This is a genomic window from Variovorax sp. SRS16, assembly GCF_901827165.1.
Taxonomy (GTDB): Bacteria; Pseudomonadota; Gammaproteobacteria; order Burkholderiales; family Burkholderiaceae_C; genus Variovorax.
Genome location: NZ_LR594666.1, coordinates 2476300 through 2489542, shown reverse-complemented (window position 1 = coordinate 2489542; position 13243 = coordinate 2476300). Strand labels below are relative to the sequence as shown.

The 13243-nt window shown below is 67.6% G+C and carries 13 protein-coding genes and 1 riboswitch; of the genes, 5 read left to right on the top strand and 8 right to left on the bottom strand.

Annotated elements, in window-relative coordinates; all coding sequences use genetic code 11:
- Positions 1 to 51: 51 nt before the first annotated feature.
- Positions 52 to 297: riboswitch (cobalamin riboswitch) on the bottom strand.
- A 117-nt stretch (positions 298 to 414) separates the two neighbouring features.
- Together E5P2_RS12050 and E5P2_RS12045 are read left to right on the top strand one after the other, a co-directional pair.
- Positions 415 to 639: a DUF904 domain-containing protein gene (locus tag E5P2_RS12050; protein ID WP_162570457.1), complete on the top strand. Its 225-nt coding sequence runs from the start codon at positions 415 to 417 to the stop codon at positions 637 to 639.
- A complete protein-coding gene (locus tag E5P2_RS12045; protein ID WP_162567344.1) occupies positions 639 to 998 on the top strand; it encodes a cell division protein ZapA in 360 nt (119 codons plus the stop codon). Before E5P2_RS12050 ends, E5P2_RS12045 begins: the two co-directional genes overlap by 1 nt.
- 330 nt (positions 999 to 1328) lie before the next feature.
- Here E5P2_RS12045 and E5P2_RS12040 read toward each other — a convergent pair whose 3' ends face one another.
- On the bottom strand, positions 1329 to 2228 hold the full coding sequence (locus E5P2_RS12040) for a LysR substrate-binding domain-containing protein (protein ID WP_162567342.1): 900 nt from the start codon (positions 2226 to 2228) through the stop codon (positions 1329 to 1331).
- 96 nt (positions 2229 to 2324) lie between these two features.
- Here E5P2_RS12040 and E5P2_RS12035 point away from each other — a divergent pair, with 96 nt between their 5' ends.
- Positions 2325 to 3101: a sulfite exporter TauE/SafE family protein gene (locus E5P2_RS12035; protein WP_162567340.1), complete on the top strand. Its 777-nt coding sequence runs from the start codon at positions 2325 to 2327 to the stop codon at positions 3099 to 3101.
- 11 nt (positions 3102 to 3112) lie between these two features.
- Here E5P2_RS12035 and E5P2_RS12030 read toward each other — a convergent pair whose 3' ends face one another.
- The 4 genes from E5P2_RS12030 to E5P2_RS12015 are packed head-to-tail and all read right to left on the bottom strand — an operon-like array spanning position 3113 to position 7951.
- Complete coding sequence (locus E5P2_RS12030; RefSeq protein WP_162567337.1) at positions 3113 to 4666, bottom strand: malonate--CoA ligase; 1554 nt, start codon at positions 4664 to 4666, stop codon at positions 3113 to 3115.
- Positions 4667 to 4688: 22 nt separating this feature from the next.
- Positions 4689 to 6158 carry a malonyl-CoA decarboxylase domain-containing protein gene (locus E5P2_RS12025; protein ID WP_162567336.1) on the bottom strand — a complete coding sequence of 490 codons (1470 nt, stop codon included), beginning with the start codon at positions 6156 to 6158 and terminating at the stop codon, positions 4689 to 4691.
- 5 nt (positions 6159 to 6163) lie between these two features.
- On the bottom strand, positions 6164 to 6991 hold the full coding sequence (gene lgt / locus E5P2_RS12020) for a prolipoprotein diacylglyceryl transferase (protein ID WP_162567334.1): 828 nt from the start codon (positions 6989 to 6991) through the stop codon (positions 6164 to 6166).
- Positions 6992 to 6997: 6 nt separating this feature from the next.
- Entirely contained in the window at positions 6998 to 7951 is a 954-nt protein-coding gene (locus tag E5P2_RS12015) for a LysR family transcriptional regulator (RefSeq protein WP_162567332.1), read from the bottom strand.
- A gap of 98 nt (positions 7952 to 8049) precedes the next feature.
- Here E5P2_RS12015 and ilvD point away from each other — a divergent pair, with 98 nt between their 5' ends.
- Positions 8050 to 9744 (top strand): dihydroxy-acid dehydratase, encoded by a 1695-nt coding sequence (gene ilvD / locus E5P2_RS12010; protein ID WP_162567330.1) that lies wholly within the window; start codon positions 8050 to 8052, stop codon positions 9742 to 9744.
- An 18-nt stretch (positions 9745 to 9762) separates the two neighbouring features.
- Here ilvD and E5P2_RS12005 read toward each other — a convergent pair whose 3' ends face one another.
- Entirely contained in the window at positions 9763 to 10023 is a 261-nt protein-coding gene (locus tag E5P2_RS12005; RefSeq protein ID WP_162567328.1) for a TIGR04438 family Trp-rich protein, read from the bottom strand.
- Between the two features lie 104 nt (positions 10024 to 10127).
- Between E5P2_RS12005 and E5P2_RS12000 the strand changes: the two genes are divergently transcribed.
- Positions 10128 to 10433 (top strand): c-type cytochrome, encoded by a 306-nt coding sequence (locus E5P2_RS12000; protein WP_162567326.1) that lies wholly within the window; start codon positions 10128 to 10130, stop codon positions 10431 to 10433.
- A 6-nt stretch (positions 10434 to 10439) separates the two neighbouring features.
- On the opposite strand, the gene E5P2_RS11995 is transcribed toward E5P2_RS12000, so the two are convergent.
- Both E5P2_RS11995 and acs read right to left on the bottom strand, forming a co-directional pair.
- Complete coding sequence (locus tag E5P2_RS11995) at positions 10440 to 10946, bottom strand: LapA family protein (protein ID WP_162567324.1); 507 nt, start codon at positions 10944 to 10946, stop codon at positions 10440 to 10442.
- 170 nt (positions 10947 to 11116) lie between these two features.
- Positions 11117 to 13114, bottom strand: coding sequence for an acetate--CoA ligase (acs, locus tag E5P2_RS11990; protein WP_162567322.1), 1998 nt, complete (start codon positions 13112 to 13114; stop codon positions 11117 to 11119).
- Positions 13115 to 13243: the final 129 nt, after the last annotated feature.

Sequence of the window (13243 nt, the reverse complement as noted above, 5' to 3'; positions counted from 1 at the left end):
CGGCTTCCCCGCCAGTGCTTGGACGTCATGGCTGCCTGCAAGCTCGCGCATGCGGCAGCCGCCTCGTTGGCCGGTATCCGGGCTGACAGCACCGCCCTCGCCGCCTTCCCAGGTGCCTGTTTCAGGGCACCCAGTGGCTGATTGACGAGGGTGGCATCCTTGATCGGGATGCCGGCTGCTTGACCGTTGCGGGGGCAGCGCAGGCTGGCTCGGCCCGGTGTGGGGCTTCGACTCCTGCTTCCCGTTGAACTGCGCCGCGTGAACCGCGGCGCGAGCACCAACAAAGGCATTTTAAGCTCGCCCGTTCGTGAGCCGCCGCGGAACCACCTTCACCGGGTCGCAGGCGGCGCCCCTGCAAGGGGGTTGGCGAAGCGACACGAAATGCGCGAAGCCTGGGGTACATACAATGCTTCCATGCCCGCACCGAGTCGTATGGACCAGATCGCCGAGCGCGTCGAACGTTTGCTCGTACGCCACGAAGAAGTGCAGCGCACCAATGCGTTGCTGCAGGAGCAGGTGGACGCGCTCACGCGCGAACGCGATGCGCTCAGGTCACGGCTTGCTGCGGCGCGCACGCGGCTCGACGCCCTGCTCGAGCAGTTGCCGGCAGATCCCTCACAAGATTCGACCTCCTCCTGATGAAACAAATCGAAGTCCAGATCATGGGTCAGAGCTACCTGCTCGGCTGTCCCGAAGGCGGCGAGCAGCAGCTGCGCGACGCAGTCGAACGCGTGGATGCCGCGATGTGCAAGATCCGCGATGCCGGCAAGGTGAAGGCGCGCGACCGCATCGCGGTGCTGGCCTCGCTCAATCTCGCCTTCGACCTGGGCCAGCGCGAGGCCGCGCTCGCGGCGTCCGCATCTGCACCCGTACCCGCTGCTGCGCCGGCGCCCGCGAGCGAAGCCGGTGCGGTCGATGACGCCGCCAGCGAAACCCAGGCCTCGCAACTGATCCAGCGCCTGGACCATGCCCTCGCAGGCGACGGTCTTTTACTCTGAAGGACGACATGCACACGCCTTTGCAGGCGTAAAATCGGCACCGTCTGCGGTGACTGTCGGGCTTAATATTTCCTTGTACCAATGCTCTCCGGAGCAGGGCTTGGTATATCGCTTGGCGGGTGTGATCATCTCGCGTCAGATGAACCCGAAGCCTTGCTGCCCTCGCCCACCTGAACCCTGGTTCAGGATGCGAGTCCGGCCTCACTCGCAGACACCTTTTTTCGACGACAACGGCCTCCTCGCGGGGCCGTTGCTTTTGGAGGTCCGGACGGCGATGGCCTTGGGTTTTTCGTCTTGGACCAATGAAACGACTTTTATCTGTCTTGGCGCTCAGTTCATTGGTGCTACGCCGGCCAGCAGATGCTGCAGCATGCGCTGCGCGTTCAGCGGCAACTCGTCGTGCTGGCGCACGCAGGCCATCAGCTTGCGCTGGGCCCATGCATCGGTGAGCGGCACGCAGACCAGGCGCATCGACTTCGCACAGCGCACGGCCGCGGCCTGCGGAACGATGCCGATGCCGATGCGCTGCTCGACCATCCGGCACACGGCCTCGAAGCCGCGCACCCGCACGCGATAGACCAGGCGCTTGCCGAGCCGCTTCGCATGCTGCGCGAGGTGCTCCTGCAGCGGACTGCCCGGCGCCAGACCGACGAACTCGTGCTCGACGATCTCGGCAAAGGCGATGCGCCGCCGCCGCGCAAGATCGTGCCCGCGCGCGACGACGAGCATGAGGTGGTCGCTGCGGAACACGAAGCGCTGCAGCCCGCCCGCATCGACCGCATCCGAAACGATGCCGATGTCGCACAGGCCGGCGCGCACGGCATCGGCGATGTTCTGGCTCGCCTGCTCTTCGAGGTCGACCGAGACGTGCGGATGTGCCGCCAGGAAGCCGCTCAAGACCTCGGGCAGATGCTCGGTCATCGCGGAGGTGTTGCACAGAAGACGGACCTGCCCCTTCAGCCCGGCGCCGTACGCGCCGAGCTCGGCGCGCATCTGCTCCATCTGCGCGAGCACGAGCCGCGCATGATGCGCCAGCGTTCTGCCCGCGTCGGTGGCGCGCACGCCCTGTTTCTCGCGCACCAGGAGCGGCGTCGCCAGCACGTCCTCCATGCCCAGCACGCGCTGGCTGGCCGAAGCCAGCGTCATGTGCGTGCGCTGCGCGCCGGCGGTGATGGTGCCGGCATCGACGATGTTCAGGAACAGGCGCAGATCGATGAGGTCGAATCGCATGCGCCCAAGGTATCACGACAGCCTCAGCCTGCCACTGAGGACGGGTCTGCGATTTCCGCATTTTCGAGCGGCCGCGTCGCCGGCAGACTGCGTGGCATGGACGCGCTGCCCTTCATCCATCCGATCTCCGCGGCCGCCATCGCCTGGCTGGCGGTGGCGGCCGTCTTCCTGGCGGCGGGCATCGTCAAGGGCGTCGTCGGCCTCGGACTGCCGACGCTGTCGATGGCGCTGCTCGCGCTGTGGATGCCGCCGGCCGAAGCGGCGGCGCTGCTGATCGTGCCTTCGCTCGTGACCAACGTCTGGCAGTTGCGGCCGTGGCCGGCGCTCGGCCCGGTGTGGCGCCGTGTCGGCGCCATGCAGGCCGGCATCTTCGCGGGCACGCTGGGCGGTGCGCTGCTGTTCGGCGCGCCGGCCGGTGCCTGGGCCATGGTCGCGCTGGGCATCGCGCTGATCGGCTACGCGGCCTGGGGTCTGGCGGCGCGGCCGCTCCATGTGTCGGCCGGCCGCGAACGATGGCTCGGCCCGGCGGCGGGCGCGTTGACGGGCGTGGTGACCGCGTTCACCGGCGTCTTCGTGGTGCCGGCCGTCGCCTACCTGCAGGCGCTGAACATGACGCGCGACGAGCTGATCCAGGCCATGGGCCTGTCCTTCACCACCTCGACGGTGGCGCTGGGCATCGCCCTCGCAGGACACGGCAGCTATTCGGGCTCGCTGATCGGCGAATCGCTGGCCATGCTGGTGCCGGCGCTCACCGGGATGGCGGCCGGCCAATGGATCCGCTCGCGCCTGTCGCTCGCGACCTTTCGCCGATGCTTCTTCGTCGGGCTGATCCTGCTGGGTGCCTACATGGTCGCGCGGCAGCTCGCGGCCTGAACGCTTGCGGGCTACGGGTTGGCGAACAGCGCCTGGTGCTGCTCGCGCAGCAGCGCCTTCTGCACCTTGCCCATGGCATTGCGCGGCAGCTCGGCGACGACGAAGCAGCGCTTGGGAATCTTGAAGTTGGCCAGCTTCGCCTTGAGCTCGACCAGGATCGCCTCGGCGTCCAGCGTGGCGCCCGCCTTCGCGATCACGATGGCCACGCCGACCTCGCCGAAGTCCGCATGCGGCACGCCGACGATCGCGCTTTCGGCCACGCCGGCCATCTCGTTGATGTAGCCCTCGATCTCGGCCGGGTAGACGTTGTAGCCGCCGCTGATGATCAGGTCCTTGCTGCGCCCGACGATGGTGACGTAGCCGAGGCCATCGATCTTGCCGACGTCACCGGTCCGGAAGTAGCCGTCCGCGGTGAATTCTTCCTTCGTCTTCTCGGGCATGCGCCAGTAACCGGCGAACACGTTCGGTCCGTCGACCTCGATGTGGCCGATCTCGTCCGTCGTACAGTCCTCGCCCGCATCGCTGCGCACGCGCAGCTGCACGCCCGGCAGCGGAAAGCCGACCGTGCCGCCGCGGCGCTCGCCCTGCACCGGGTTGTAGGGGTTCGAGGTGAGCATCGCGGTCTCGCTCATGCCGTAGCGCTCGAGGATCGTGTGGCCGGTGCGCTCGCGCCATTCGTTGAAGGTCTCGATCAGCAGCGGCGCAGAGCCCGAGATGAAGAGCCGCATGTTCGCGCAGGCCTTGCGCGTGAGCCCGGGCTCGGCCAGCATGCGGCCGTAGAGCGTGGGCACGCCCATGAAGACGGACGCCTCGGGCAGCCGGTCCACCACGCGCTTCGGATCGAACCTGTCGAGCCAGATCATCCGGCTGCCGTTGAGCAGCGCGCCGTGGATCGCGACGAACAGGCCGTGCACATGGAAGATCGGCAACGCGTGGATCAGCACGTCACCGCCCTCGGCCTCGCTGCGCCAGCCCCAGTAGTCCTTCAGCACTTCGGCGTTCGACAGCAGGTTGCGGTGCGTGAGCATCGCGCCCTTGCTGCGGCCGGTGGTGCCGCTGGTGTAGATGATGGCGGCGAGGTCGTCGTCGTTCTTGTGCGCGATTTCGTGGCGATCGCTGCAGCGCGAAGCGACTTCGAGCAGCGTGCCGGTGCGGTCGCCGTCGAGCGTGAAGACGTGCGGCGTGCCGGCCGCGGTCGCGATCGGCGCGAGCCAGGGCGCGTTGGCGCTGCTGCAGACCACCACCGCGGGCTCTGCGTTACCGATGAAGTAGCTCATCTCGGCGCTGCGATAGGCGGTGTTGAGCGGCAGGAACACGTAGCCCGCGCGCAGCGTCGCGAGGTACAGGATCATGGCCTCGACCGATTTCTCGACCTGCACCGCGATGCGCGCGCCCTCCTCGAGATCCAGCGCCTTCAGCAGATTGGCGATCATCGCGCTGGCGCGGTCGAGGTCGCGCCACGAATAGCAAAGGCCGGTGTCGGTTTCGACCGCGATGCGGTCCAGGTCGGCCGGAAAGCCCGCGCGCAGCGCGGCAAAGAGGTTGGCGTGGGTCTTTGCGTTCATGGAGTGTCCTGGAAGCGAAAGCCTAGAAAAAGAGATCGTCGATGTCGCCCGACACCGCCACCTTGCCCTGCGCCAGCAGCGCGCGGTGCTTGTCGAGCCGCTTCAGATCGTAGAGATAGTTGACCATCAGGCCGTAGGATTGCTTCAGCCCCTTGGTCGACAGGTCGCCGGCCCAGTCGAGCTTCTCGACGCGCGCGCCGTTGCCGAGATGGAAGCGCGCCACCGGATCGACCGGCTTGCCGTCGGCAGTGGCACGGCCGAGGTATTCGGCCGCCGACTGCAGCAGCAGCTGCCGCACCGGCGACTTGGCATCGAGCGTCCTGGCCTCTTCGGCCGCCGACAGGAAGCGCTCCGCCGTCGGCGGCAGCGAGCCGAGGACGCGGCCCAGTTCGGCGGCGCGCTTCTCGTCGAGCTTCGCGAGCATCATGCCCGCATGCTTGGCCAGCCAGCCGCGGAAACCCGGGATCGGCGACAGCGTCGCGAAAACTTTCAGACGCGGCAGCTCGCCCTGCAAGGTCTCGACCACGCGCTTGATCAGCGAATCGCCGAAGCTCACGCCACGCAGGCCGGTCTGTGTGTTGCTGATCGAATAGAAGATCGCGGTGCTGGCCTTGTCGGGCTGCACCAAGGCCGCCGCTTCATCGAGCAGCGGCTCGATGCCCTCGCTGATGCGATTGACCAGCGCCACCTCGACGAAGATCAGCGGCGTGTCGAGCAGGCGCGGATGGAAGAAGCCGTAGCAGCGGCGGTCGCTGTCGAGCCGGTTCTTGACGTCGGCCCAGCTCTTGATGTCGTGCACCGCCTCGTACTGGATGAGCTTTTCGATCAGCGAGGCCGGCGAGTCCCAGCTGATGCGGCGCAGATCGAGGAAGGCGACGTCGAACCAGGTCGAGAACAGGTGTTCGAGCTCGGCATCGAGCGGCAGCAGGCGGCGGTCGTTCTTGAGATGCGGCAGCAGTTCGGCGCGCAGGTCGACCAGGAAGCGCATGCCGTCGGGATCGATCGCGAAGCGCTGCAAGAGGCGCGCACGCGGCGCGGCCAGCGCGCGGCGCAGGTGCACCTCGGCCTGGCCTTCGTCGGGCGTGCCGGCCGCGGCTTCGTGCTTGTCGCGCGCGCTGCTGAGCTTGCGCGCATCGGGCGCGAAGCGCTCGCTCATCAAGAGCCACACATCGTGCCGCTCGCCCGGATCGCGCCCGGCATACCACTGCACGACCGCGTGCGCGCGCCGTCCGGCCTCGACATCGCTCACGCTCGGATCGAGCACCGCCTGCAGTTCGGCCAGCGCGCGCCGCAACGTGCGCGGCGCCATCGCCTCGCCGGGGCGGCGCAATGTGGCCTCGAGCCGCTCGGCGAGCGGACGCGCATCCCCGAAGAGTGCGGTCTTGGCGTCACCCGCCTTCTTGATGCCGGCCACGGCCGTCGACTTGACGGCCGCGTCGCCGACCGTCTTGAGGCGCGAGACACCGCGCGTGATCCAGTCGCCGGCGGCCATGACGATCAGCCGCGCGCCGGCATAGCGGCACGCGCCGGCCGCGCGCTGGCATAGAGCCAGACACCGAACACGATCATCGGCACGCAGAGCCACTGGCCCATGCTCATGTTGAGCGCGAGCAGGCCGAGGAAGTCGTCCGGCTCGCGGAAATACTCGGCGATGAAGCGCATCAGCCCGTAGCCGATCAGGAACACCGCCGACACGCGGCGCTCGCGCCGATCCTTGCGCGCATAGAGCCAAAGGATGGTGAACAGCAACAGCCCTTCGAGCAGGAACTGGTAGATCTGCGACGGATGGCGCGGCTGCATCGATCCGCTCTGCGGGAACACCATGCCCCAGGGCAGGTCCGGGCTGCAGAAGCGACCCCAGAGTTCGCCGTTGATGAAGTTGCCGACCCGGCCCGCCGCCAGGCCGGTCGGCACGCAGGGCGCGACGAAGTCCATCACCTGCCAGAAGCGCCGCGAACGCGAGTGGGCGAAATACACCATCGATCCGATCACGCCGAGCAGCCCGCCGTGGAAGCTCATGCCGCCCTGCCAGACGAAGAAGATCTCCAGCGGATGCGTGAGGTAGAAGCCCGGCTTGTAGAACAGGCAGTAGCCGAGCCGGCCGCCGATGATCGTGCCCATCACGCCGAGAAAGAGAATGTCCTCCACGTCCTTGCGGCTCCAGGCCTGCGGCCCGGCCAGAGAGCGGAACGGCTCGTGCCGCAGCCGGCGCGTGCCGAGGAAGTAGAAGAGTGCGAAGCCGACCAGATAGGTCAGGCCATACCAGTGGACGGCGATCGGACCCAGTTGCAAGGCAACCGGATTGATCTGGGGATACATGAGCATAGAGAGCTATTGTGCCAACGGATGCGAGAGCCCTTGGTCCTCGACGAATCGGACGAAGCGCGCAAGCGCCGCGTTGTCCGCACGGCTCGGCCAGACCAGGCTGGTCTCGCAGCCCGGCAGCGGCGCGGCGATGCGGCGGCGCCCGGCCGGCGCGAATTCGCCGGCCGCACGATAGACCACGCCGGCGCGGCGGAATTGCATGACGCTTTCCGGCACCCAGGCAATGCCGAGGCCGCCCCAGACCAGGTTGACGATGGTCTGCATCTGGATCGCCTCCTGCGCGATCACGGGCGCACGGCCGGCCGCGTGGTAGAGGCCGAAGATCGCATCGTGCAGCGAGGGCACGATGCGCCGCGGGAAGATCACCAGCGGCTCGCCCAGCGCGGCGGCCAGCGGCACCCTCTCGATCCGCGCCAGCGGATGCCTTGCCGGCAGCGCCAGCACCAACCGCTCCTGCGCCACGGCGAGGCGCTCGAGGCCGGGCGGTGCGAAGCCGGGCGAATGCAGCATCAGGCCGGCATCGATCTCGCCGCGCGAGAAGGCTTCGAGCTGCACGTCGCCGGTGGCCTCGACCAGTTCGAGCGCGACCTGCGGGCAATGCAGGCGGAACTCGCGCACCCACGCCGGCAGGCGCTCGAAGCCGATGGTCGAGACGAAGGCCAGGCGCACGCGGCCGACCTCGCCCGCCGCGGCGGCCCGCGCCCGGGCCGGCAGCGCCTGCGCGCGGGCGAGCAGTTCGCGCACTTCGGGCAACAGCGCCTCGCCGGCCGGCGTCAGCGCGACGCGGCGGCGCGTGCGGTCGAACAGCATCACGCCCAGCGTTCTTTCCATCTGCGCGATGGCCTGCGTCACGGGTGGCTGGGTCAGGTGCAGGCGGGCGGCGGCGCGGCCGAAGTGCAGTTCCTCGGCCACGGCGACGAACTGGCGCCAGGCACGCAGGTCGATGGGGTTTTCCTTCATATGCACAGCATATCAATCGGCCGTCCAAATCGGATTGGAAGCAATCAGTCAATCGTCGGATACTTGGCTTCCCCCGATTCCCCCCGACAAGAGACACCATGGCCACTTCACCGATCCAGATCAACCGCCGCAGCGCCAACATCGTCGAAGGCAAGAGCCGCGCGCCCAACCGCTCGATGTTCTACGCGATGGGCTACCAGGAAGGCGACTTCAAGAAGCCGATGGTCGGCGTGGCCAACGGCCACAGCACCATCACGCCCTGCAACTCGGGCCTGCAGAAGCTGGCCGACGCGGCGATCGCCGGGATCGAGGAAGCCGGCGGCAACGCGCAGGTGTTCGGCACGCCCACCATCTCGGACGGCATGGCGATGGGCACCGAGGGCATGAAGTACTCGCTGGTCAGCCGCGAGGTGATCTCCGACTGCATCGAGACCTGCGTCGGCGGCCAGTGGATGGACGGCGTGCTGGTGGTCGGCGGCTGCGACAAGAACATGCCCGGCGGCCTGATGGGCATGCTGCGCGCCAACGTGCCGGCCATCTACGTCTACGGCGGCACCATCCTGCCGGGCAGGTACAAGGGCCAGGACCTGAACATCGTCAGCGTGTTCGAGGCGGTCGGCCAGAACGCCGCCGGCAAGATGAGCGACGAGGAGCTGCGCGAGATCGAGATGCGCGCGATCCCGGGCACCGGCTCCTGCGGCGGCATGTACACGGCCAACACCATGAGCTCGGCCTTCGAGGCGCTCGGCATCTCGCTGCCCTATTCGTCGACCATGGCCAATCCGCACGACGAGAAGGCCAACTCGGCCAAGGAGTCGGCCAAGGTGCTGATCGAGGCGATCAAGAAGGACCTCAAGCCGCGCGACATCGTGACGAAGAAGGCGATCGAGAACGCCGTGGCCGTGATCATGGCCACCGGCGGCTCGACCAACGCGGTGCTGCATTTCCTGGCCATCGCACATGCGGCGGAGGTGGAATGGTCGATCGACGATTTCGAGCGCATGCGCAAGAAGGTGCCGGTGCTGTGCGACCTGAAGCCCAGCGGCAAGTACCTCGCGGTCGACCTGCACCAGGCCGGCGGCATTCCGCAGGTCATGAAGGTGCTGCTGAATGCCGGCCTGCTGCACGGCGACTGCATCACCATCACCGGCCAGACCATCGCCGAAGTGCTGAAGGACGTGCCCGACGCGCCGCGCGCCGACCAGGACGTGATCCGTCCGATCGGCAAGCCGATGTACGCCGAAGGCCATCTGGCAATCCTCAAGGGCAACCTCTCGCCCGAAGGCGCGGTCGCCAAGATCACCGGACTCAAGAACCCGGTCATCACCGGCCCGGCGCGCGTGTTCGACGACGAGCAATCGGCGCTCAAGGCGATCCTCGACGGCAAGATCGTGGCCGGCGACGTGATGGTGCTGCGCTACCTCGGCCCCAAGGGTGGCCCCGGCATGCCCGAGATGCTGGCGCCCACCGGCGCGCTGATCGGCGCCGGCCTCGGCGAAAGCGTGGGCCTGATCACCGACGGCCGCTTCTCGGGCGGCACCTGGGGCATGGTGGTCGGCCACGTGGCGCCCGAAGCGGCGGCCGGCGGCACCATCGCTTTCGTGCACGAGGGCGATTCCATCACCATCGACGCGCACGAACTCAAACTGGAACTCAACGTGCCGGAAGCCGAGATCGCGAAGCGCCGCGCGGCCTGGAAGGCACCGGCCCCGCGCTACACGCGCGGCGTGCAGGCCAAGTTCGCGTTCAACGCATCGAGCGCGAGCTCGGGCGCAGTGCTCGACAAGTACTGAGCCGCTGCCGAGAGCCGCTCAGCGGCCGCCACGGCGGCGGTTGGAGCGGCCGTTCAGCATGCCGAGCGCGCTGCGCTGGCGATCGATGCGCTCCTGCTTGCGCGCGTTTTCCTTTTCGATGACCTTGCGTTTGGTGTAGCCCGACATGTCCGCGTAGGCCCACCACACCATCGCGAGCCCGAAGGGAATCAGCACGACCCACCAGCTGAGCCTGCCGACAAAGCCGACCTCGAAATATTTGAGCACCATCCCCAGCACGCCCAGCAGCAGAAACCACATCGCGGATCCCTCCTTTTTCTTCAGGGACGCGTCGAGGCGGCCGCGCACAGCGCTGCCTACAATCGCGTTGGATCGACTTTAACGCACCCACGCCACGCAACCCCATGAAAAAAGCGCTCATCCTCGCCGCGCTGGGCCTCGGCATCGCCGTCCCGGCGTTCGCCGACCTCGCCCTCGCCAGTTCGAAGAACTGCATGAGCTGTCATGCGGTCGATCGCAAGGTGCTCGGGCCTTCCTTCAAGGACGTGGCGGCGAAATACAAGGACAACAAGGGCGCCGTCGACCTGCTCGCCGCCAAGATCATGAAGGGCGGCTCCGGCGTCTGGGGGCCGGTGCCGATGCCGGCCAACAACCAGGTCAACGAAGCCGAGGCGAAGAAGCTCGCGGCCTGGGTGCTGTCGACCAAATAGCGGCGCTCAGACCGCCGGCGGCATCACGGCCGCGGAGCTCGCCGGCCTGCGCTCGAAGCGGTCTTCCAGCTGCCCGAGGTGGGCAGCGACCGTGTTGTCGGTCTGGTCGGCACGCAGGCGGATCGCGCTCTCGAGCTGTTCCACGCGCGCCAGCAGGGCGGCATGGCGTTCGGCATTGCGCGCCATGTGGGCGTTCTCCTGACTCTCGAGAAAGTTGCGCAGTTCGGTGAAGCGCGAGGCTTCGGCCCGATCGGCCAGATCGCGCTGGGCCTGCAATTCCTTCGTGTGGCGGCGCGACTCGAAGAACACCGTGCTGTGCAGGTAGACGACGTAGGCCGCGAAAAAGATCGCCAGCAGCACCGTCAGCCCGAGCATGATCAGACCCAGCGGCGCGGTCACCTGCATGAAGCCCAAGGACATCACCGTGGGCGCCGCGAGCACGCTCCAGTTCAACGCGGCCAGCGCCGCGATCAGCAGCACGACGACTGCCAGCACACCGGTTCTCAATCCCATGGTCTCTCCTCGAGCATCGATGGGCCTTTGTAACCCATCCGCGCCACCCAGCCTGTCAGACGAAGGAGCCCATTCCAGAAACACCGCGGATCCGGCTCAGCCGGGCCGCAGGTGTTGCCCCCTGCAAGGGGGTTGGCGGCTACACGAAGTGAGCAAGCCTGGGGGTGTGCTCAATATGCTTGGCCCAGTTGTTCGAGGATGGCCGGATTCTCCAGCGTCGAAGTGTCCTGCGTGATGGCCTCGCCCTTGGCGATGCTGCGCAGCAGCCGGCGCATGATCTTGCCGCTGCGCGTCTTGGGCAGGTTCTCGCCGAAGCGGATGTCGCGGGGCTTGGCGATCGGGCCGATCTCCTTGGCCACCCAGGCGCGCAGGTCGGCCGCGATCTGCCGGGCCTCCTCGCCATCTGGCCGTCCGCGCTTCAACACCACGAACGCACACACCGCCTCGCCCGTCACGTCGTCCGGGCGCCCCACCACCGCGGCCTCGGCCACCAGATCGGTCTTGGACACCAGCGCCGATTCGATCTCCATCGTGCCCAGACGATGGCCCGAGACGTTCAGCACGTCGTCGATGCGCCCCGTGATGCGGAAGTAGCCGCGCTCGGCGCTGCGCACCGCGCCGTCGCCCGCCAGGTAAATGGTGCCGCCCATCTCTTCGGGGAAGTAGCTCTTCCTGAAGCGCTCCGGGTCGTTCCAGATGGTGCGGATCATCGCCGGCCAGGGCCGCTTGATGACCAGCATGCCGCCGGCGCCGTTGGGGATGTCGCGGCCGGTCTCGTCGACGATCGCGGCCATGATGCCGGGCAGCGGCAGCGTGCAGGAGCCGGGCACCAGCGGCGTGGCGCCGGGCAGCGGCGTGATGACGTGGCCGCCGGTCTCGGTCTGCCAGAAGGTGTCGACGATGGGGCATTGCTCGCGCCCGACGTTCCGGTGGTACCACATCCAGGCTTCGGGGTTGATGGGCTCGCCCACGGAGCCGAGGATGCGCAGGCTGGACAGGTCCCAGTTCTTGGGGTGGACTTTCTCGTCGGTTTCGGCCGCCTTGATGAGCGAGCGGATGGCCGTGGGCGCGGTGTAGAAGACGGAGACTTTGTGTTTCTCGATCATCTGCCAGAAGCGCCCGGCATGCGGGAAGGTGGGGATGCCTTCGAACATGAGCTGCGTGGCGCCGGCGGCCAGCGGGCCGTAGGCAACGTAGGTGTGGCCGGTGACCCAGCCGATGTCGGCGGTGCACCAGAACACGTCCTCGGCACGGATGTCGAAGGTCCAGTCCATGGTGAGCTTGGCCCACAGGAGGTAGCCGCCGGTGGAATGCTGCACGCCCTTGGGCTTGCCGGTGGAGCCGGAGGTGTAGAGGATGAAGAGGGGGTGCTCGGCACCGACGGGCACGGGGGCGCATTCGGTGCTCTGGCCCTGCAGCGCCTGGTCGAAGGTCTTGTCGCGGCCGGCGACCATGTGGCACGGCGTCTGAGTGCGCTGGTAGACGAGCACCGACTTGATCGACTCGCAGCCGCCCAGCGCGATGCCGTCGTCGACCACCGCCTTGAGGGGCAGTTCCTTGCCGCCGCGCAACTGGTAGTTGGCGGTGATGACGGCCACGGCGCCAGCGTCGATGATGCGCTCTTGCAGGGCCTTGGCGGAGAAGCCGCCGAAGACGACGCTGTGGGTGGCGCCGATGCGCGCGCAGGCCTGCATGGCGATGACGCCTTCGACGGTCATGGGCATGTAGATGACGACGCGGTCGCCCTTTTTGATGCCCTGGGCCTTGAGTGCGTTGGCGAACTGCGAGACGCGCGCGAGCAGTTCCTTGTAGGTGAAGCGGGTGACGGCGCCGTCGTCGGCTTCGAAGATGATGGCGGTGCGGTTCTCCACCGGGGTGCCGATGTGCTTGTCCAGGCAGTTGGCCGAGGCGTTGAGTTCGCCGTCGTCGAACCATTGGTAGAACGGGGCCCTGGATTCGTCCAGGGTCTTGGTGAAGGGCCGGGTCCACACGACGTTGTCGCGCGCCAGCCGCGCCCAGAAGCCTTCGAAGTCGTCGGCAGCTTCCTTGCACAGGGCCTCGTAGGCGGCCATGCCGGCGATGCGCGCGCCCTTCATGGCGCGCGCGTCCGGCGGAAACACACGGGTCTCCACCAGGATGGATTCGATGTTCTTGGATGCGCTGCTCATTCTCTCTGTCTCCTATGCCAACGGTATGACGGGCGCTAATGTCGGCGGGCGCACTTACGCGTCACTGACGCGAACATGTTAACGGCAGGGCTGTGCTGTGGACGGCGGCGCGGGCATCCTAGAATCGCG

Coding starts and splice junctions, on each gene's coding strand:
- E5P2_RS12000 (WP_162567326.1), top strand. CDS start 10,128: ATGAAAAAAGCGCTCATCCTCGCCGCGCTGGGCCTCGGCATCGCCGTC.
- E5P2_RS12050 (WP_162570457.1), top strand. CDS start 415: ATGCCCGCACCGAGTCGTATGGACCAGATCGCCGAGCGCGTCGAACGT.
- E5P2_RS12015 (WP_162567332.1), bottom strand. CDS start 7,951: ATGAAGGAAAACCCCATCGACCTGCGTGCCTGGCGCCAGTTCGTCGCC.
- acs (WP_162567322.1), bottom strand. CDS start 13,114: ATGAGCAGCGCATCCAAGAACATCGAATCCATCCTGGTGGAGACCCGT.
- lgt (WP_162567334.1), bottom strand. CDS start 6,991: ATGCTCATGTATCCCCAGATCAATCCGGTTGCCTTGCAACTGGGTCCG.
- E5P2_RS12005 (WP_162567328.1), bottom strand. CDS start 10,023: ATGTGGTTTCTGCTGCTGGGCGTGCTGGGGATGGTGCTCAAATATTTC.
- E5P2_RS12040 (WP_162567342.1), bottom strand. CDS start 2,228: ATGCGATTCGACCTCATCGATCTGCGCCTGTTCCTGAACATCGTCGAT.
- ilvD (WP_162567330.1), top strand. CDS start 8,050: ATGGCCACTTCACCGATCCAGATCAACCGCCGCAGCGCCAACATCGTC.
- E5P2_RS12035 (WP_162567340.1), top strand. CDS start 2,325: ATGGACGCGCTGCCCTTCATCCATCCGATCTCCGCGGCCGCCATCGCC.
- E5P2_RS12045 (WP_162567344.1), top strand. CDS start 639: ATGAAACAAATCGAAGTCCAGATCATGGGTCAGAGCTACCTGCTCGGC.
- E5P2_RS12030 (WP_162567337.1), bottom strand. CDS start 4,666: ATGAACGCAAAGACCCACGCCAACCTCTTTGCCGCGCTGCGCGCGGGC.
- E5P2_RS11995 (WP_162567324.1), bottom strand. CDS start 10,946: ATGGGATTGAGAACCGGTGTGCTGGCAGTCGTCGTGCTGCTGATCGCG.
- E5P2_RS12025 (WP_162567336.1), bottom strand. CDS start 6,158: ATGGCCGCCGGCGACTGGATCACGCGCGGTGTCTCGCGCCTCAAGACG.